The 19,840-nt window shown below is 64.4% G+C and carries 16 protein-coding genes; 10 read left to right on the plus strand and 6 right to left on the minus strand.

Annotated features, from left to right (window positions below):
- Window positions 1-156 precede the first annotated feature (156 nt).
- The 5 genes from eno to GYH26_RS09335 all read left to right on the plus strand — a co-directional run bounded on the left by eno (window position 157) and on the right by GYH26_RS09335 (window position 5,904).
- Window positions 157-1,440 carry a phosphopyruvate hydratase gene (eno, locus tag GYH26_RS09315; RefSeq protein ID WP_012844185.1) on the plus strand — a complete coding sequence of 428 codons (1,284 nt, stop codon included), beginning with the start codon at window positions 157-159 and terminating at the stop codon, window positions 1,438-1,440.
- Between the two features lie 3 nt (window positions 1,441-1,443).
- Window positions 1,444-1,758: an FtsB family cell division protein gene (locus GYH26_RS09320; RefSeq protein WP_242006357.1), complete on the plus strand. Its 315-nt coding sequence runs from the start codon at window positions 1,444-1,446 to the stop codon at window positions 1,756-1,758.
- Window positions 1,759-1,770: 12 nt separating this feature from the next.
- Window positions 1,771-2,769, plus strand: a complete 999-nt coding sequence (locus tag GYH26_RS09325) for an ROK family protein (protein ID WP_161541415.1) — start codon at window positions 1,771-1,773, stop codon at window positions 2,767-2,769.
- A 65-nt stretch (window positions 2,770-2,834) separates the two neighbouring features.
- Window positions 2,835-5,447 carry a putative LPS assembly protein LptD gene (locus GYH26_RS09330; protein WP_161541416.1) on the plus strand — a complete coding sequence of 871 codons (2,613 nt, stop codon included), beginning with the start codon at window positions 2,835-2,837 and terminating at the stop codon, window positions 5,445-5,447.
- A 172-nt stretch (window positions 5,448-5,619) separates the two neighbouring features.
- Window positions 5,620-5,904, plus strand: coding sequence for a BON domain-containing protein (locus GYH26_RS09335; RefSeq protein WP_161541417.1), 285 nt, complete (start codon window positions 5,620-5,622; stop codon window positions 5,902-5,904).
- 2 nt (window positions 5,905-5,906) lie between these two features.
- On the opposite strand, the gene GYH26_RS09340 is transcribed toward GYH26_RS09335, so the two are convergent.
- Both GYH26_RS09340 and sucC read right to left on the minus strand, forming a co-directional pair.
- A complete protein-coding gene (locus GYH26_RS09340) occupies window positions 5,907-6,326 on the minus strand; it encodes a GNAT family N-acetyltransferase (RefSeq protein WP_161541418.1) in 420 nt (139 codons plus the stop codon).
- An 11-nt stretch (window positions 6,327-6,337) separates the two neighbouring features.
- Window positions 6,338-7,525 (minus strand): ADP-forming succinate--CoA ligase subunit beta, encoded by a 1,188-nt coding sequence (gene sucC, locus GYH26_RS09345; protein WP_161541419.1) that lies wholly within the window; start codon window positions 7,523-7,525, stop codon window positions 6,338-6,340.
- A gap of 109 nt (window positions 7,526-7,634) precedes the next feature.
- Here sucC and GYH26_RS09350 point away from each other — a divergent pair, with 109 nt between their 5' ends.
- Complete coding sequence (locus GYH26_RS09350; protein ID WP_161541420.1) at window positions 7,635-8,720, plus strand: LptF/LptG family permease; 1,086 nt, start codon at window positions 7,635-7,637, stop codon at window positions 8,718-8,720.
- On the opposite strand, the gene GYH26_RS09355 is transcribed toward GYH26_RS09350, so the two are convergent.
- Window positions 8,721-9,044 carry a DUF3467 domain-containing protein gene (locus GYH26_RS09355; RefSeq protein ID WP_161541421.1) on the minus strand — a complete coding sequence of 108 codons (324 nt, stop codon included), beginning with the start codon at window positions 9,042-9,044 and terminating at the stop codon, window positions 8,721-8,723.
- Between the two features lie 148 nt (window positions 9,045-9,192).
- Here GYH26_RS09355 and GYH26_RS09360 point away from each other — a divergent pair, with 148 nt between their 5' ends.
- Together GYH26_RS09360 and lon are read left to right on the plus strand one after the other, a co-directional pair.
- Window positions 9,193-10,686, plus strand: coding sequence for an ATP-binding protein (locus tag GYH26_RS09360; protein ID WP_161541422.1), 1,494 nt, complete (start codon window positions 9,193-9,195; stop codon window positions 10,684-10,686).
- Between the two features lie 127 nt (window positions 10,687-10,813).
- Window positions 10,814-13,336 carry an endopeptidase La gene (lon, locus tag GYH26_RS09365; RefSeq protein WP_161541423.1) on the plus strand — a complete coding sequence of 841 codons (2,523 nt, stop codon included), beginning with the start codon at window positions 10,814-10,816 and terminating at the stop codon, window positions 13,334-13,336.
- Window positions 13,337-13,364: 28 nt separating this feature from the next.
- Here the strand turns inward: lon and GYH26_RS09370 are convergent, their stop codons facing one another.
- The 3 genes from GYH26_RS09370 to GYH26_RS09380 are packed head-to-tail and all read right to left on the minus strand — an operon-like array spanning window position 13,365 to window position 14,345.
- Complete coding sequence (locus tag GYH26_RS09370; RefSeq protein ID WP_242006361.1) at window positions 13,365-13,862, minus strand: hypothetical protein; 498 nt, start codon at window positions 13,860-13,862, stop codon at window positions 13,365-13,367.
- Window positions 13,859-14,116 carry a hypothetical protein gene (locus GYH26_RS09375; RefSeq protein WP_161541424.1) on the minus strand — a complete coding sequence of 86 codons (258 nt, stop codon included), beginning with the start codon at window positions 14,114-14,116 and terminating at the stop codon, window positions 13,859-13,861. The genes GYH26_RS09370 and GYH26_RS09375 overlap by 4 nt, the downstream gene beginning before the upstream one ends.
- Before the next feature lie 13 nt (window positions 14,117-14,129).
- On the minus strand, window positions 14,130-14,345 hold the full coding sequence (locus GYH26_RS09380; RefSeq protein WP_012844198.1) for a hypothetical protein: 216 nt from the start codon (window positions 14,343-14,345) through the stop codon (window positions 14,130-14,132).
- A gap of 80 nt (window positions 14,346-14,425) precedes the next feature.
- Here GYH26_RS09380 and rsgA point away from each other — a divergent pair, with 80 nt between their 5' ends.
- Both rsgA and GYH26_RS09390 read left to right on the plus strand, forming a co-directional pair.
- Complete coding sequence (gene rsgA / locus GYH26_RS09385) at window positions 14,426-15,385, plus strand: ribosome small subunit-dependent GTPase A (RefSeq protein WP_161541425.1); 960 nt, start codon at window positions 14,426-14,428, stop codon at window positions 15,383-15,385.
- 139 nt (window positions 15,386-15,524) lie between these two features.
- Window positions 15,525-19,571: a hybrid sensor histidine kinase/response regulator gene (locus GYH26_RS09390; RefSeq protein WP_161541426.1), complete on the plus strand. Its 4,047-nt coding sequence runs from the start codon at window positions 15,525-15,527 to the stop codon at window positions 19,569-19,571.
- The last annotated feature ends 269 nt before the right edge of the window (window positions 19,572-19,840 follow it).

The raw sequence follows: 19,840 nt of genomic DNA on the forward strand, positions 1-19,840 counted from the left end.
CGCTGAGCGACTTCAAGGTAAGGGCACGGCAGGCCGTGCCCTTACCTTTTTTGCGCAAAGCGCTTTCCTTCCCGGCCATTTCTCTTGAGCTTTGCCGAAAAGATCGCGAACTTTGGGGCGTCCTGCTCAGCCAACCCAACATGCGTTAAGCCGACCATGGCGTACATCGACGAAATCATTGCCCGACAGATACTCGACAGCCGGGGCAATCCGACGCTGGAAGTGGACGTCATCACGGACGAAGGAATTGTAGGCCGCGCGGCCGTGCCCAGCGGTGCATCCACGGGCGAGCACGAGGCCGTGGAGCTGCGCGACGGCGACAAGAGCCGCTACCTGGGCAAAGGCGTACTCCAGGCCGTGGCCAACGTGAACGAAAAGATTGCGCCGGAACTGACCGGCTTCAGTGTCTTCGAGCAGGCGGCCATCGACGAAGCGCTCATCGCGCTGGACGGCACGCCCAACAAGAGTAAGCTGGGCGCCAACGCCATCCTGGGCGTCTCGCTGGCCGTGGCCAAGGCGGCCGCCGCCACGGCCGACCTGCCGCTCTACCGGTACGTCGGCGGCACGAATGCCCGGACGCTCCCCGTACCGCTCATGAACATCATCAACGGCGGGCGCCACGCCGACAACAACCTGGACCTGCAGGAATTCATGATCGCGCCGGTGGGCGGCGGTAGCTTCTCCGAGGCGCTCCGGATCGGCGTGGAGATCTTCCATCACCTGAAGCAGGTGCTCAAGTCGAAGGGCTACAGCACGGCCGTGGGCGACGAGGGCGGCTTCGCCCCGAATCTGCGGGCCAACGAAGAGGCCGTCGAAGTCATCCTCGAAGCCATCGAAAAAGCGGGCTACCGCGCCGGCGAGGATGTCTTCCTGGCGCTCGACCCGGCTACCAGCGAAATGTACCGGGACGGCTACTACGTCTTCTGGAAGAGCGACCCCGATACGAAGCGCACGTCCGAAGACATGGTAGCCTTCTGGGAGCGCTGGGTCAACCAGTATCCGATCATCTCGATCGAAGACGGCATGGCCGAAGACGACTGGGAAGGCTGGCGCCTGCTGACCGAGCGACTGGGGCATCGCGTACAGCTCGTCGGCGACGATCTGTTCGTGACGAACACCGAGCGGTTGCAGCGCGGCATCGACAGCGGCTGTGCCAACTCGATCCTGATCAAGCCCAACCAGATCGGTACGCTCACCGAGACACTGGCCGCCATCGAACTGGCCCACAAGCACGGCTACACGGCCATCCTGAGCCACCGCTCCGGCGAAACCGAGGACACCACGATCGCCGATCTGGCCGTGGCCGCCAACACCGGCCAGATCAAGACGGGATCGGCCAGCCGAAGCGACCGCATTGCCAAATACAACCAGTTGCTGCGCATCGAGGAGCAACTGGGCGACACGGCCCGTTTCCTGGGACGCAAAGCTTTCCACGTGTAACCCGTGTCCGTACCCCGCTACACCGACATGCACGCCACGAGCAGGCGGCGCCGGCGACGCCGCCTGCTCGTCGGGCTGGGGCTGTTGCTGCTTTTCATCTGGCTTGCCTTCCTCGACAGCCACAGCCTCTATCGGCGCATTCGGTGGAGCTACGAAGCGGCGCGCCTGCGTGCCCAGAACGAAGCGCTGCGCGCGCAAATCGACTCGCTTCAGCAACAACTGGAGCACGGCGTGTCCGACGAAATGGTCGAGCGCATCGCCCGTGAGCAGTACGGCATGCGCCACCCGGGCGAAACGATCTACCGCGTCGAAGAATAGCTGCAAAGGCCTATGGCTTCCATTCCGTCTTTTGCCGTTGGCGTCGATCTGGGGGGTACCACCATCAAGGCCGCCCTGGTGGAGCGCGGCGTGGGCATCCAGCACGAACTGAGCCGCCCCACCGAGGCCGAAGAAGGACCGGCGCACGTCATTCGCCGGATCGCCGAGATGGTGCAGGCACTCATCGAACGTGCCCCCAACCGGGAGATCGCGGGCGTCGGCATCGGCGCGCCGGGAACCGTCAACTGGGAACGCACCGCCGTCATCTATCCCCCCAACCTGCCCGGCTGGGGCATCGTCGATCTGCGGAAGGAACTGCAGGAAGCCCTGGGCCTCGCGCTGCCGATCTTCGTCGAGAACGACGCGAACCTGGCCGGACTGGGCTCGGCGCATTACGGGGCCGGCCGACCATTCGACTCGTTCATCATGGTCACGCTGGGCACCGGCGTGGGCGGGGCCATCATCTATCGAAACCGTATTTTTCGAGGCGCTACGGGCGGTGCCGGCGAAATCGGCCACATGAGCATCGACTACGAAGGGCCGCTCGATCGCTACGGCATCGCCGGCTCCATCGAGGCCTACATCGGCCAGCGTTTTCTCTCACACTACGCCCGCTATCGGCTGCTCACGCAACGGAACAGCCTCGTGCATCAGATGGCCGGCGAGGACCTGCGCGACATCAATCCGCGCATCCTCTTCGAGGCCGCACAGGCCGGCGACGAACCGGCCCGCGAAGTGCTGGCCTGGGCCGGACACAAGCTGGGTTGCGTGCTGGCGGCGGCCGTCAACCTGCTCGACATCCACAAGATCGTAGTGGGCGGTGGCGTGTCGGCCGCGGGCGACTTCATCCTGGAGCCGGCCCGCCAGACGCTTCGCCGCTACGTGATCCCCGCCCTGCGTGACCGCGTGGAAATCGTCCGCGAAACGCTGGGTAACGAGGCCGGTATGCTGGGCGCCGCGCAACTGGTCTTTCAACTTCTGGAACATCCCCGCGAAGACCTGGAAGCCTGAGCCGGGAACTCGCCGTCCACTGCCCGGTGCATTCCCACCGTCGTCCACGCAAAGGCATAGCTCTGATGCGCTGCGGGTGGGGATGGCTGTTGCTCATGCTGCTCCCGGTCGTTTCGGCCCGGGCGCAACCCGCCGGTGTTGCGACGCGTCCGGCGGCCGACGACGGCGTGCACTTCAGCGCCCGCGATTCGCTCGTGCTGCTGCTCGACACGCCTGAAGGCGATCAGGGCCACCTCGTTGGCGACGCCCGCGTGCAATACCGGGATCTGGAACTGACCGCCTATCGAATCGACCTGCTGTTCGATCAGGAAGAATTGCGGGCGACCGGCCTGCCTGTCGATACCGGCATTGTCGGCCGTCCGCAGTTCCGCCAGGGAGGCGACACATTCACCGGTCAGGAACTTCGCTACAACCTGCGCACCGAGCGCGGGCGCGTGGTGGGCGCACAGACCCGCATCGAAGACGGATACCTGCAGGCCCGCGTGGTCAAAGTCACCGAAGACAGCGTGCTCTACGTGCAGGGCGGCACCTACTCTACCTGTCCCTGCACCGACGGCCGGGCGCCCTCCTACTCGCTGCGCACCAGCAAGATGAAAGTTGAGGGGCGATGGATCTACACCGGCCCCATCCAGCTGTACCTGTTCAACATTCCCACTCCGCTCTGGCTGCCTTTCGGGTTTCTACCGGCCATCGAGGGACGGCGCAGCGGACCGCTGCCGGTGCAGTACGGCGAAGACGAACGGGGCTTTTACCTGCGCGGCTGGGGCTGGTACTGGGCCATCAGCGACTACATGGACCTGCAGATTCGCGGGGGCATATGGACAAAGGGAAGCTGGCAGATCAGTCCGCTGTTTCGCTACGCGAAGCGCTACGCCTTCAGCGGCCAGCTCATGCTCGACTACCTGCACAACCGCAGCGGCGAAAAAGGCGATCCGGACTTCAGCGTCACCAACACGGCCTCGTTTCGCTGGACGCACAACCAGACGCTCGGCCCCTCGGCCAACTTCTCCGCCAACGTCAACCTGACCACCTCCAGCTACTTGCGGGCCATCTCCGAAAGCTACGACGACCGGGTGCGCCAGACCATCTCCTCCAACATTCGCTACAGCAAGAGCTGGTCGCAGGCCGGTCGCTCGCTCAACCTGTCTCTCTCACATCAGGAAGTGCTGACCACCGGCGCCGTGCAGCTCAGCTTTCCCCAGCTTTCCTTCTCGCAACGCGCTTTTAAGCCGTTCCGGCGCGGCACCGGAAGCCGCGAGCGTTGGTACGAACGCATCACGGTCAGCTACAGCGGCACCCTGAACAACCAGTTCAACTTTACCCCGTTGCCCGACGAGACGCTGCTGGCCCGCGGCGACACCAGCGCACTGGACATCTCCTGGTATGACGCACTGTTTTCACCGAGCGCCTATCGGCGGGCCACCGGCCAGGACGTGCCGTTTCAGTTTCGCGCCACGCACCGGATTCCCGTATCGGCCAGCTTCTCGATGCGGCGACTGCCCGTGCTCAACCGCCCGTTTCCGGTCACCTTTTCGACCAGCCTGAACTATCAGGAAGACTGGTTCATTCGCACCGAGCGTCGCAGCGTCGATAGCACAGGCCGCATAGTGACCCGCTCCGTGCCCGGCTTTTTTGCGCTGCGCCAGTTTTCGACAGGCCTGTCGGCCTCGACCACCATTTACGGCCTGTTTCCGGTGCGTGTCGGGCCGTTCGAGGGCCTGCGCCACACCGTGCGACCCAGCCTGAGCTTCTCCTATCGCCCGGATTTTTCCTCAGACTTCTGGGGTTACATGCGGACCTATCGGGACACGACCGGCCGCGAAGTGCGCTATTCCATCGTGTCGGGCGTGCCGGTGGGCCGTACGCAGAGCCTGTCCTTCTCGCTGGGCAACGTATTCGAGACGAAGCGCGTCCGCACCGACACTACCGGCAACGTCCAGCGCCAGACGCTCCAGTTGCTCAATGTGGACCTTTCGACCAGCTACAACTTTGCCGCCGATTCGCTGCGGCTGTCTTCGATCAACATCAGCGCACGCACCTCGGCACTGGGGCCGCTGAGTTTGAATTCGTCGCTGGTGCTTTCGCCCTATGCGCTGGCGCCCGACGGACGGACCGTCAATCGCTATGTATTCGACCTGCGCCGTGGCCGTCTGGCCCGCATTACCAGCTTCCGGCTCAGCGCTTCCCTCAGCCTCCGAAGCCGTACCCGTCTGTCCGGCGCCGAAGCCGGCACGCCACCCCGTGCCCGCTTCGGCGACCCGTTCAGCCCGGACCCCATCACGAGCCCGATCCCGTCCCTGCTCGATCCGGCTCTGCACTACGCCGACTTTTCCATTCCCTGGTCGCTCAATCTGAACTTCAGCTACAGCATGAGCCATCCGGCCCAGCGATTGACCCGCAGCGCCATTCTGAATGTTTCGTTCGATTTCAATCTGACGCCAAAGTGGAAAGTCCAGGGACGCGGCGGCTACGACTTCGTCCGGGGCGAGCTGTCCACGACGAGCCTGTTCATCGTACGCGACCTGGGCTGCTGGCAGATGAGTCTTTCGTGGATTCCCTTCGGCCGCTATCAGTCCTATGCGTTTGAGCTGTATGTCAAAAGCGGACGCCTGCGCGACCTGCTGCGCCTGCGCCAGCCGCGCTCGGACATCCGCGGCCGCTTCCAGCAGTTGCTGTAACCCCTGAATTTTTCCACATTTTTTGCACAAATCTTTCTTTTATCACCGGCCGTTGCTATCGTTAAAAAGCCGTCAAAGAGGAACGCCTGTGGTTCTGGAAATTTAGGAGCCGTTCCTGCAGTCTGTTCTTTTTCACCAACGGGGTCGGGCCGAAGGGTCCACCCTGGAGCCTATGGGTAGATTTGCCTTCTGGCATCGCTTTTCCAAAGCCACACGCGCCGACCGCAGACTGGCGCGCCGCCTGGCCCGGCGCATTGAGGCGGACAGGGCCCTCGCCGAAACCACCAGCGTGCACGTGTACGTCCTGGAAGGACACGTGACGCTGTACGGGTTCGTGCGGGGCGAAGCGGCCCGTCGCCGCCTGCTGGACGTGGTACAATCGGTGTCGGGCGTGCGCTCGGTCGAGGCCAGCCTGCAGGTGCTGCCCGCGGAGGAACTGGAGCTGGTGGGCGCCTGAGATCAGGCGCGGCGCATCCAGGCGTTGTGAACGCGCTCGAAGCCCAGCCGGGCGTAAAAGCCGGCCGAGATGTCCGAGTCGCGCAGCACCAGCTCGGTCCCTCTGCAGCGTTCCAGCACGGCCTCGATGAGCCGGCGGCCGATGCCCAGTCCCTGCACATCCGGCTCGACGGCCAGGTCGCACAGGTAACTGTAGAGCACCCCGTCAGTCAGCACGCGGGCAATGCCCACCAGGCGGCCGTCGTGCCAGGCCGTCAGCACCAGCGAGGAATTTTCGAACATCTGCCAGACGCGCCCGGGGTCGTCGACGGGTCGCAGCAGGGGCGCCCGCCGGTAGAGCGTCATGATGCGCCCGGGCGTCAGCCCTTCCAGTCCTTCCCGAATTTCCAGTGTACCGGTCAGTTGTTGCATACGGGCCGGCATAACGTCTCCCTTCAGGCTGCGGCTACGCGCTGCAGCGCCTGGTTCACCTTGTCGGCCACCTCTTTGAAGAGCGTGGCCGTTTCGATCTCCAGGCCGCTCTGCTCCAGAATGGCACGCGCTTCTTCGGCGTTGGTGCCCTGCAGCCGCACGATCAGCGGCACGTTGATCTGGACCTTGCGGGCTGCCTCGACGATACCGCGGGCGACGCGGTCGCAGCGCACGATGCCGCCGAAAATGTTCACCAGAATGACCTTGACGTTCGGGTCCTTCAGGATGATGCGGAAGCCGGCCTCCACGGTCTCCGGACTGGCCCCGCCGCCCACGTCCAGGAAGTTGGCCGGTTCGCCGCCCGCCAGTTTGATCAGGTCCATCGTGGCCATGGCCAGCCCGGCACCGTTTACCATGCAGCCCACGTTTCCGGTGAGCCGCACGTAGTTGAGCCGGTACTTGCTGGCTTCGACCTCCAGCGGGTCTTCTTCGTGGATGTCGCGAAGCTCGGCCAGATCGGGATGCCGGAAAAGCGCGTTGTCGTCCAGGTTGATCTTGGCATCAACGGCCACCACGTCGCCCTGCTTCGTCAGCACGAGCGGGTTGATCTCGGCCAGCGAGCTGTCGGTCTCTTCGTAAGCCCGATAGAGTGCCTGGATGAACTGGACGGCCTGCTTGAAGGCGTTGCCCTCGAAGCCCAGTCCGAAGGCCAGCCGACGCGCCTGGAACGGGCGCAAGCCGATCGTGGGATCCACCCACACTTTCAGGATCTTTTCGGGACTCCGGGCGGCCACCTCTTCGATTTCCACACCGCCCTCCGTCGAGGCCATGATCACGTTCTGGCTCCGCTGGCGGTCCAGCGTAATGCCCAGGTAGTATTCCTTCGCAATATCGACGGCGCCGGCCACCAGCACGGCCCGCACCTTCTGCCCTTCGGGGCCCGTCTGGGGCGTGACCAGGTTCATGCCCAGAATGGCGCCGGCCTTTTCGCGCACCTCCTCAATGCCCTTCGCCAGCTTGACGCCCCCACCTTTACCACGACCGCCGGCATGGATCTGCGCCTTCACCACGAACAGCTCGTAGCCGTGCTCCTGCTGCAGACGGCGAGCGGCTTCGACCGCTTCCTCCACGGTGCGGGCCACGTAACCGGGCTGCGTGGCCACGCCATAGCGTTGCAGAATATCCTTGGCCTGATACTCGTGCAGTTTCATGGATCTTTCGGACTGCGTGAACTGAATGGATTGTCTAAAAGTACATGCCCGGGGCTAAAGAATCCACCCTGCCTGCAGCGAAATTTACTTTTTTGCGGGTTGTTCGCGCATGACGTTGATCGACCGCCATATCGTTCGTCGCCTGCTGCTCGGGTATCTGTTTTTCACGGGTGCCCTGATTGTCTTTTTCATCGTGCTTCACTACGTCGAGTACATCGACGACTTCATGGATCGGGGCGCTTCGATGCGCGAGGTTTTTCTGGTCTACTACCCCAGCTACATCCCCGAGATTGTGCGGCTGACCTCACCGCTGGCGCTGTTTCTGGCATGCCTGTACGTGACAGGGCGCATGGCACAGGGGCTGGAGATCGTGGCGCTGCAGATGAGCGGCGTCTCGCTCTACCGGTTGCTGCGCCCGTACGTCGCGCTGGGTCTGGTCCTTACCGGGTTCATGTTCTGGTTCAACGGCTGGGTGGTGCCGGTAACGAACCGCACCGTCGTGGCTTTCGACGAGAAATACCTGTCGAAGACCCCGCGCCAGTTCGATCTGAGCCACCTGCATCGCCAGGCGCGGCCCGGTCAGTTTCTCTCGGTGGGCTACTACGACCGTGAGCGGCGCATCGCCTATCGCGTCTCGCTGCAGCAATTTGCAGAAGGCCGGCGGCTGGTCTACCGGCTCGATGCCCCCCGCATGGAATGGAACGACTCCCTTCAGGCATGGATGGTACCCGAAGGCATTGCCCGGTATTTTGAGCCGGACGGACGCGAGGTGCGCCGGCCGGTACGCCACCAGCAACTGGACCTGCCGCTCTACCCGCGCGATCTGGCGCGCACCGAGCGGGAAGTGGAGGCCATGACGCTACCCGACGCGGCCGCCCATCTGGCCGCCCTGCGTCGCTCGGGTGCCGGCCACCTGGGACGCCCGCTGGTGGCCTATTACAGCAAGTTCGCCTATCCCTTCGCCAACCTGATCCTGGTGCTGATCGGCGTGCCGCTGGCCTCCGTACGGCGGCGCGGCGGCCAGGCCATCCAGATCGGCATCGGCTTAGGCGTGGCCTTCGCCTACCTGGCGCTGCAGAAGCTGATCGAACCCTTCGGATACACCGAGACGCTACCTCCGCTGCTGGTGGCCTGGCTGCCGCACCTGGTGTTTCTGGCGGGCGCGCTGGTGCTCGTCGCCCGGACGCGCACCTGATCAGGCCTCGCCACCGGGCCCCCCGAAGTGAATCGGCGGACCGGCTTCGGGCACTTCGATTTCGCCGTAGGTGGCCTCGTAGCGGCCGATATTGTCGGCCAGCGCCCGGAGCAGCCGTTTGGCGTGCGCCGGGGTGATGATGATGCGGCTCTGGACCCGGGCTTTGGGCAGCCCCGGCATGATGCGGATGAAGTCCAGAATGAACTCCTCGGCCGAATGGGCGATCATCACCAGATTCGCGTAGCGCCCTTCGGCCACCTCTTCGGGTAGCTCGATGTCGATGCGCTGCGGTTCGTTTCCCGGAAAGTTGAGGTTGCCCGCCATAGATCTTTCGTGTTCGGAATGCTTCGAGGTGGACAGGCTACGCCGAGCCGGTCGTCCAGGTTGCGTACATTTCCCCTTGTATTCCGTCCGCCCATGTCCTAATTTGTTGACAATCCGGACATAACGCCCCGGAAAGGGCCATTTCGTCATGTCTTCTTCGCACCCACCCTCTCAGACCATCAGCAGTCATGCGCCCGAGTTCACCTCGGAGCCGACCCTGTTTATTGCCACACTCTCGCCCGAGGGGATCTGCTACGAGGCGAACCCGGCCTGGGAGGAACTGTTCGGCCGCCTGGCCGCGCCCTGGCAGCGGCTCTCCCGGGAGGATCAGCTTCGCTTTCGGGAGTTGCTGGCACAGGCCGCCCAGGGCCAGCGCATCCTGCACGAGGTGCTGATGTTGCAACTGCCCGGCCGCGACGAGCCGGTGCCGTCGCTTTTCAACCTGATCCCGGTACGGCTGCCCACGCACGGCGACGAGCCGGTGGCGCTGGTGGTCACCGTCGAACTCCTGGTCGAGCCCTCCAGCCTGACCTACAGCCAGAACCAGCGGCATCGCTTAGAGACGCTGGGGCGCATGGCGCTGGGCATTGCCCACGATTTCAACAACCTGCTGATGACGTTCCTGGGCCATCTGGATCTGCTACGTCGCTCGCTTCCCCCGGAGGCCCTCTCTGAAGAAGTGACCCATCACCTGAAGGCCCTGGAACAGGCGGCCCGTGACGGGGCAGCCCTGATGCGCAAGCTGCAGGAGTACGTCCGCCAGGAAAAACCCACGGCGCTTGAGTCTATCGACCTGCCCACGCTTCTGGAAGAATGCCTCATGCTCACCCGTCCCTACTGGTACAACGAGCCGCGGCGACAGGGTATCGACATCCGGGTGGAAACGCAACTGGAGCCGGTCCCGCCTGTTCGGGGCGTCGCCTCCGAACTGCGTCAGGTGTTCACCAACCTGATCCTGAATGCCGTCCAGGCCATGCCGCAGGGCGGTACGCTGCGGATTGCGACTGATTTTGATAAGGAGCGGGGGGTGATCGTGCGTGTATCCGACACCGGCATCGGCATGCCCGAGTCCGTCCGCCGCCGCATCTTCGAGCCGCTGTTCACCACCAAGCCAGAAGGGTCGGGCATGGGGCTGGCCATCGTGGCCGGGATCGTACGCGAGCATGAGGGCTCCATCGAGGTGGAAAGCACGCCCGGCGATGGCACGACGTTCACGCTGTACTTCCCGCCGGCCGAAGCGCCGGCGCACACGCCCACCGTGGTGCAGGAAGAGACGCCCGTACCGCCCGTGCGCGTGCTGCTCGTCGACGACGAACCCGGCGTACGCAACGTGCTCACGCGCCTGCTGGCCCTGCACGGCCACACGGTCGTCCAGGCCGCCTCGGCCGCCGAGGCGCTGGCGCATCTGGAGCGGGAAGCGTTCGACATCGTCTTCACCGACCAGGGCATGCCCGAAGTCAGCGGCGTGGAGCTGGCCCGCCAGATTCGCGCGCAGTATCCCCAGCTGCCTATCGTGCTGATCACCGGCGATACCGAGGTGCGCGCCGAGCGCGGATTGATCGACGCCATGTTGCAGAAACCCTTCCGTCTGGAGGCGCTCGCGCAGGTCATCCGCCGGCTCTGCGGACAGCGTGCGTCATAATGGCAGCCCCAGCCGGCCGGTCTGGTTTTTGACCCTCCCGGCATAGCCCTCTGGCAGGAAAGGCTTCGCGCAAGTTGTCAGCCTTTCGCCGGGGTGGCATACCTTCGCGCCAAACCTTATTTGCACCATGTGGAACCGGGAAACGATGCCGTACGGAGATCTGCTGTATCTGCTGGACGACGATCCGGAACAGAGCATTCCGCTGCCCACGCCGGATGAGCAGAAGGCGATGAGCGCCGAGGAGGTGCCGGAGACCCTGCCCATCCTGGCGCTGCGCAACACGGTGCTCTATCCGGGTGTGGTGTTGCCGATCACGATCGGTCGCGACGCCTCGCTGAAGCTCGTGCGCGATGCGTTCGCGGGCGATCGGCTGATCGGCGTCGTGGCGCAGCGGGACAGTGAGGTCGAAAACCCGACGCCGGACGACCTGTACCGGGTGGGAACGGTCGCTTCGATCCTGAAGCTGATCAAGATGCCGGACGGATCGAAGTCGATCGTCATTCAGGGGCGGCGTCGGTTTGAGATAGAGGAATACATCCAGACCGAGCCGTACTTCGTGGCGAAGGTTCGGCCGCTGGACGACAGCATCGAAGGAGTGGACGAGGTCGAACTCCAGGCCCGCGTCCGCTCCATCAAGGAGCTGGCCGTCCAGATCGTCAACCTGTCGCCGAACCTGCCCAGCGAGGCGGCCTACGCGATCCAGAACATCGAGTCGCCTTCGTTCCTGATCTACTTCATCGCCTCGAACCTGCCGATCGACGTGGCCGCCAAGCAGCAGCTGCTGGAGGCCCGTTCGATCCTGGAGCAGGCCGACCTGCTCATGCAGCATCTGTCGCGCGAGCTGCAGGTGCTGCAGCTGTCGCAGGAGATCCGCTCGCGGGTCAAGAGCGACGTCGATCGGCAGCAGCGGGAGTACCTGTTGCGGCAGCAGCTCAAGGCCATCCAGGAGGAGCTGGGTGAGGCCGACGAAATGGCCGAGATCGAGGAGCTGCGCAAGCGGGCCGAGGAAAAGCCGCTGCCCGAGCATGCCCGTAAGGCGGTGCTCAAGGAGATCGAGCGGCTTTCCCGCATGAACCCGGCCTCGCCCGACTACGCGGTCACCCGCAACTACATCGACTGGATCCTTGAGCTGCCCTGGCTGGAGTACTCCGAAGACCATCTGGACCTGCAGGAGGCCCAGCGCATCCTCGACGAGGACCACTACGGGCTGGAGCAGGTCAAGAAGCGGATCCTGGAGTACCTGGCCGTGCTCAAGCTCAAGGGCGACATGAAGGCGCCCATCCTGTGCTTCGTCGGGCCGCCGGGCGTGGGTAAGACCAGCCTGGGCAAGAGCATCGCGCGGGCGCTGGGCCGGAAGTTCGTCCGCGTCAGCCTCGGTGGCGTGCGCGACGAAGCCGAGATCCGCGGCCACCGGCGAACCTACGTGGGCGCCCTGCCCGGCCGCATCATCCAGGGCATCAAGAAGGCGGGCACGTCCAACCCCGTCTTCATGCTCGACGAGATCGACAAACTGGGCGCCGACTTCCGGGGCGATCCGGCCAGTGCGCTCCTGGAAGTGCTCGACCCCGAGCAGAACTACGCCTTCAGCGACCACTACCTGGAGCTGGACTACGACCTGTCGCGCGTGCTGTTTATCGCGACGGCCAACTACCTGGATCTGATCCCGGCGCCGCTGCGGGACCGGATGGAGATCATCGAAATCAGCGGCTACACGCAGGATGAAAAGCTCCAGATTGCCAAGCGCTATCTGGTGCCGCGGCAGGTCGAGCAGCACGGGCTCAAGCCCGAACAGTTCAGCATCACGGACGAAGCGCTCCGTGAGATCATCGACGGCTACACGCGGGAGTCGGGCGTGCGCCAGCTGGAGCGCACGATCGCCTCGGTCGTCCGCGGCGTGGCCAAGAAGATCGCCATGGGCGAAATCGAATCGGCGCACGTGGACGTAGGCGACCTGAAGGAGTACCTCGGCGCCCGGAAGTACTTCTCGGAGGTGGCCGAGCGCACCGAGGAGCCCGGTGTGGCGACCGGCCTGGCCTGGACGCCGGTGGGCGGCGACATCCTCTTCATCGAAGCGTCGGCCGCCCGGGGCAACGGCCGGCTGATCCTCACCGGCCAGCTCGGCGACGTGATGAAGGAATCGGCCCAGCTGGCCTACTTCTACGTGAAGGCGCACGCCGAGGAGCTGGGCATCCCGCTCGACGCGTTCCGCTACTGGGACGTGCACGTGCACGTGCCGGCGGGCGCCGTGCCCAAGGACGGGCCTTCGGCCGGTGTGGCGCTGCTGACGGCCCTGGCCTCGCTCTTTACGCAGCGCCGCGTGCGGCACACGGTGGCCATGACCGGCGAGATCACGCTCCGGGGCCTGGTGCTGCCGGTGGGCGGCATCAAGGAGAAGGTACTGGCCGCCAAGCGGGCCGGCATCCAGACGGTGCTCCTGCCGGAGAAGAACCAGAAGGACATCGAGGAGATCAAACCGGAATCGCTCGAAGGGCTGGAGATCGTCTACGTCCGGCGCGTGCACGAAGTGCTGGAGCGGGCGCTGGAGCCCGAGCCCGTGCGCGACCCGAACGAGGTCTACCGCGTGCCGGAGGCCGAGCGGGCGCCCGTGCCGGCCAACGGCGCCTCGTCAGGTACGGTCGTCGCCGAATAACCGACGGGCATGAACTGCTCCGGCAGTTTCATGCCCGTTTTCTTTTTGGATGCGCACCAGCTCGCGCGGCCCGATGCGGTGGAGTGCCGGATCGTGCCGGGCCACCGCTTCCAGAAAGGCGTCCGCGTCTTCGGGGGGCGATCACCAGCCAACTCGGTCGACGCATGCGGCCATACTCGATGCGCAGGGCTTCGCGAAGGGACAGACCAAGCGAAAGCGCCCGCAGCAGCGAAAGGTCTCGCAACGGATGATGCGCCACGATGCGCTGAATCCGACCATACGGAACGCGAAGGCGCACCAGACCCGACCGAACGACGACGGCTTCGGGCGTTACTTCGTAGCGCATCGGCCAGAGCAGCGCCCGCGCCAGGAACAGGTCCATGCCGCCGACCAGCACCAGCACCAGGGCGATTTCTTCATCGCCCCGGTAGGTCAGCCAGCCGGCCAGCATCCAGGGCGACAGAAAAGCCCCCACCAGCAGAGCCGCCAGCCAGCGATCGACTTTCGGCCGGAAGACGATCGTCACGAGGCCGCTGTCGAAGGGTTTTGCTTTTCCGGAGGTCTTTCGGATGGTGCTTCTTCGATCACGCGGGCTTCCTCGATGTCGGGGTTCATCCCCTGCTCGAAGGCCCGCTTGCTCTCGACCGCGATGCGGGCCACGTGCCGGATCAACCGCTTCAGCAATCCTTTTCCGGCGTGGGCAGCCATCCCGGCCACGAAGACCGTTTTACCAAGCGCGTTGAGCTGTTCGAACTCGATGATGCGACGCGGGCGTTCCATCGGGGCCTCGGTTTCAGGATTCGGTTGCCGCGCCGCCGGCTGAACCGGTGGCCGTCTTCCGCTGACAGGCCTCCATGCAGCGCTCCAGTCCGCGTGCCAGCAATGCGCCGGCCGTCTCGATGCCATCGGCCAGCGTGGCGGCCGTCGCTTCGATCAGAAATCGCGCCTTATCTTCCAGCCGAAGCCGGGCAAACGCGTTCCGAACGTCCTCGTAACGGGGAGTTTCCATGACGAACGCCTCCGGGTTACATTCCAGACTGTTGCAGTAGACGAGTTGTGGATCCGAGAGGTTTCAAAAAAGGAACGGCTATGACAAAGCAGCACAACGGAGAAATTCTGGAAGGCACGGTCATCCGGGCCACCGGGAGCTGGTTCGACGTGCAGGCCGACGGGCGCGTCATTCCCTCGCGCGTCCGGGGCAAGTTCCGGCTTGCCGGCATGGACACGACCAGTCCGGTGGTGGTCGGTGACCGGGTGAAGGTGCGGCTCAACCCGGATGGCACCGGCCTGATCGTGGACGTGCACCCGCGGCGCAACGAGCTTTCGCGCCGCGCCGCCGGTCGCCGGCACAGCCTGCGCCATGTAATCGCCGCCAACATCGACTTCGTGTGGATCGTGCAGGCCGTGCACCTGCCCGAGCCGAACCCCGGCTTCATCGACCGCGTGCTGGTGGCCGCCGAACGCTACGCAATCCCCGCCGGCCTGATCCTCAACAAGATCGATCTGATGACCGAAGAAGACCGGCCGGCCATCGAGGCGCTGGAGCGCCTGTACGCCGACCTGGGCTACCGCGTCCTGCGCACCAGCGTGGTGACCGACGAAGGGCTGGACGAGCTCCGCGAAGCATTGCGCGGCAAGACCAGCGTGGTGACCGGACCGTCGGGCGTGGGCAAGTCATCGCTGCTGAACGCCATCGAGCCGGGCCTGAACATCCGCACGGCGCCGGTCAGCGAAAAGACCGGCAAGGGACGCCACACGACCACCTACGTGGCGCTCTACCCGCTTTCGATCGGCGGCTTCGTGGTCGATACGCCCGGACTCCGGGAGTTCGGCGTGACCGACCTGGAGCCGGCCGAGCTGTCCCACTACTTCGTGGAATTCCGCCCCTACCTTTCTGCCTGTCGCTTCCCCGACTGCACGCATGAACACGAACCGGACTGTGCGGTGAAGGCGGCCGTCGCGTCCGGCGAAATCTCCGAAGAACGCTACTACAGCTACCTCAACATCCTGCACAGCCTGAAGCTGGGGGAAAAAGATGTCGGCCGTTGAGGACGAAACGGTCATTTTTTCCGCCGATCTTCCCAAACTTCTTAACTTTATCGATTACGCTCCCGCTCTTCCTCTGGGTACACCTTTTGTTGTCCTTCCGGTGGTTTACCCTTGAAACATCTGCCATCGGCCGAGCAGCATGCTGCGTCGCCCCTGTTTTCACTGGTTTTACGGACTGGCCCTGCTGATCGCCCTGCCGGCACTTGCCCAGCAGCACTACTTTCACACCTACACCAGTGCCGACGGGCTTTCGCAGCTGGTGGTGCAGGCGCTCCTGCAGGACCGTGAGGGATACGTGTGGATTGGAACGCAGGCCGGCCTCAACCGCTTCGACGGCTTCGGATTTGAAACCTTCAGCCTGCGAGACGGCCTCGTCGGCGACTTCATCTGGGCCCTGGCCGAAGGACCCGACGGCTCGCTCTGGATCGGCACCCGCAACGGCCTCAGCCGCCGTGAGCCGAACGGCCGTTTCACCAGTTTCAGCCTGGCGGAAGGGCTCCCTTCGCCCGATGTACGTGCGCTGACGGTCACCGCCGACGGAACGGTATGGATCGGCACACCCCGGGGTCTCGCTTACCTGAAGGACGATCGGATTGAGCGGGTCGAAACGCTGGGCACGCAGGCCATTTACGACTTCCTGATTGACCGCAAGCGTCAGCTTTACGTCGCCACCCAGAACGGTCTGTACCGCTGGGCCCCGCCCCGCTGGGTGCCCGTTGCGCCTTTCACCGAGCAGCCCGTCTATCGCCTCCTGGAAGACCTGGAAGGACGCCTCTGGGTATCCACGGCCGATGCGCTGGTGGTGCTGGCCGGAGGCCGCCGGGTTGCCCGCTACACGGAAAAAGATGGTCTGAAGGGCCTGCCGGCCCGTGACCTGGCGGTCGATTCGCTGGGGGTGGTCTGGGTGGTCACGCTGGAGGGACTGGGACGCATCGACGCCACCGGGGTCCGCTGGCTCACGGAAGCCAACGGGCTGCCCACCTCCGTACTCAACGCCCTGATGGTCGATCGGGAGGGCATGCTCTGGCTGGGCTCGCTGAAAGGCGTGTCGCAGTTTCGCGGTAGGGCCTTCACGAACTACACCGTACGCGACGGACTGGCCGACAACCTGGTGCGGCCGATCGTGCGCGACCGACAGGGCTATCTCTGGGTGGGCACCCGACGCGGCCTGAACCGCTTCGACGGGCGCCGCTGGGCCGTCTATACCGAAAAAGACGGCCTGCCCAGCGAGTTCGTCCGCTCCCTCTTCCTGGACAGCCGGGGACGCCTCTGGATCGGCACACTGCGGGGCCTGGCCCTTTACGAAAACGGACGCTTCCATCGCGTGCCGGGCTTCCCCCACGAGGCCAGCGTCATGTCGATCGTGGAAGACCACCAGGGACGCATCTGGCTGGCCGCCCAGAATCTGGGCGTGTTCCGCCAGAACGGTGCGCGCTTCATCCCGGTGGAAGTGCCGGGTCAGGTCTTCACCGACGCGCGGCTGCTGGTGGACCGGCGGGGACACGTGTGGATCTCCGGCGACATGGGCCTGTCGCGCTGGGACGGCCGCCACTGGCGCACCTTCACCTCGAAGGACGGCCTGGCCGGCAACAATCCCTACTTTCTGGCCGAAGACCTGCAGGGGCGGATCTGGTTTGGCTACCATGCCGCGCTGGGCATCACGGTTTACGATCCCGAGCAGAATCGCTTTCGCACCTACACGACGGCCGATGGCCTCCACAACGACGCCGTCTATTCGATCGGCGTTGATCACCAGAACAACATCTGGATCGGCACTTCGCGGGGCGTCGATCGCTTCGACGGGGAGCGCTTCGTGAACTACAGTCCGCTGGAAGGCTACGCCAGCTACGAGTCGAATGCCGGCGGTTTCTTTGCCGACGTGGACGGCACGCTGTGGTTCGGCACGATGGACGGGCTGAGCCACTACAACCCGCGCGAAGACCTGTGGAACGACCGTCCCCCGCGCGTTCGTCTGACTTACCTGCAACTGGGAGACCGACCGGTCAACCCGGACTCCCTCGTCCAGGTCTCCTACAAAGCCAACACGCTGACGGCGCGCGTGGCGCTGCTCTCTTTCTTCGGCGCCGAGCAGATCCAGCTACGCTACCGGTTGCGCAGCATGGATACGGACTGGAACCTGACGTTCCAGCCCCTCCAGCGCAATCGCTCCTGGCTGCGCAAGCCCATCAGCAGCGAGGAAGGCTGGCGCCCGCTGGAGTCGCCCACCATTTTCCTGACCAACCTGCCGGCCGGCTTTTACGTGCTGGAAGTCCAGGCGCGCAAGCCCACCTCCGACTGGTCGCGCCCGGCCGCCGCCCGCTTCGAGATCACGCCGCCCTTCTGGCAGACCGCCTGGTTCGCGGCGCTGGTGGTCACGCTGCTGGGGTTGCTGGTGGGCGGTATTCATCGCTACCGGATCTATCGCATCGAACAGCAGAAAGAACAGCTCGAAGCGCTCGTCCAGGAACGCACGGCCGAGCTGCAGGCCCAGAAACGCCAGCTTAAGGCCACGCTGGAAGACCTGCGGCAGACCAAGGAAGAACTCGAGCGGGCCAACGAGGAACTGGTGCGGGCCAGCCGCCTCAAGAGCGAATTCCTGGCCAACATGAGCCATGAGATCCGCACGCCCATGAACGGCGTGCTCGGCATGACCGAGCTGCTGCTCGAAATGGATCTGACCAAGGAGCAGCGCGAGTGCGTGGAGATCATCCATCGGAGCGGCGAGACGCTGCTGACCATTCTGAACGACATACTGGACTTTTCGAAGATCGAGGCCGGACGGCTGGAGCTGGAAAACATCGACTTCAACCTGCAGGAAACGATCGAAGACGTCATCACGCTGTTTGCCCCGCGCGCGGCGGCCAAACAGCTCGAACTGATCTGCTTCATCGAAGAGCGGGCACTCGAGGTGCAGGGCGATCCGCACCGGCTCCGCCAGGTGCTCTCGAACCTGATCGGCAACGCGATCAAGTTCACCGAACGCGGCGAGGTCGTCGTCGAAGCCGAACTGGAACGGCTGAACGAGCGCCGCGCTTACTGGCGTATTTCGGTGCGGGATACGGGCATCGGCATTCCACCGGATCGGCTCTCGCATCTTTTCCAGCCCTTCACCCAGCTGGACGGCTCGACGACGCGCCGCTACGGCGGTACCGGACTGGGCCTGGCCATCTCCAAGCAGCTCGTCGAGATGATGGGCGGCACGATCGGCGTCGAAAGCGAGGTCGGAAAAGGCTCCACGTTCACGGTGCGCATTCCCTTCCGGCTGTCGTCACAGCGTAAGCTGAACGGAGATGAGCGGCGGGCGCTGCTCAAAGACGTACGCGTGCTGATCGTGGACGACAACGAAACCAACCGGGAAATCCTTCGCCGCCAGACGCTGGGCTGGGGTATGGTGCCCACGCTGGCCCGCAGTGGCGCCGAGGCGCTGGAGCTGATGCGGGCGGCCGCCCGCCAGGGCCATCCGTTCGAACTGGCCATCCTGGACATGATGATGCCCGAAATGGATGGCATCATGCTGGCCCGGGAGATCAAACAGGACCCGGCCCTCGCCGCCACGCCGCTGATTCTGCTCAGCTCTTATCTCTTCACCCGCGAGGATCACCGGGCCATGGACGAGACGCTCTTTGCCGCCGTCCTGTCCAAACCCACCCGTCAGTCCTATCTGTTCAATACGCTGGTCCGGGTGCTTCAGGAAATGCGGTCGGTTGCTGCCGAAAAGCAACAGCCGCAACGGACGGAGTCGGCCACCGTGCCCGACCAGTCTGATTCGAGCGATGCACCGTCCACAACGCCCCGGTCGACGAGCCGCGGGCATCTCCTGCTGGCCGAGGACAATCCGGTCAACCAGAAGGTGGCGCTCTATCATCTGGAGCGGCTGGGCTACACGTGCGATGTGGTCAGCGACGGCAAGCAGGCCGTCGAGGCGGCACTGCGCGGCGGCTACGACGCCATCCTGATGGACGTGCACATGCCGGTGATGGACGGCTTCGAGGCAACGGCGCTGATCCGCGAGCATGAAGCCAATCTGGGACGCCACACGCCCATCATCGCCATGACGGCCAATGCATTACGTGGCGAGCGCGAACGCTGCCTGGAGGCCGGCATGGACGACTACATCGCCAAGCCCTTCAAGAAAGACGAACTCAAGACCGTGCTGGAGCGCTGGATCCAGAAGGCCGAGGCCTGAAAAGGCTGTCCCCGATTTGCTGCGAATATGGGATCGCTGATTTACCAGTACATGAGGGTGCCACACCCCGGGTGGCAGACGTGATCCGGCGGGCATGATAGGGCGGACACAGGGGTCCGCCCCTACGGGATAGGGAAAACGTCAAGGATCTGGTAGGGGCGCACCGCCGTGTGCGCCCGTGCACTATGATTTTCCGGAAATCGTATTACACGTCCGTGGTCGTCACGGTTGCGCGTGCCGCCCGAAAACATTTTTCGGATGACAAAAAA

It is taken from the genome of Rhodothermus marinus, assembly GCF_009936275.1.
GTDB classification, from domain to species: Bacteria; Bacteroidota; Rhodothermia; order Rhodothermales; family Rhodothermaceae; genus Rhodothermus; species Rhodothermus marinus_A.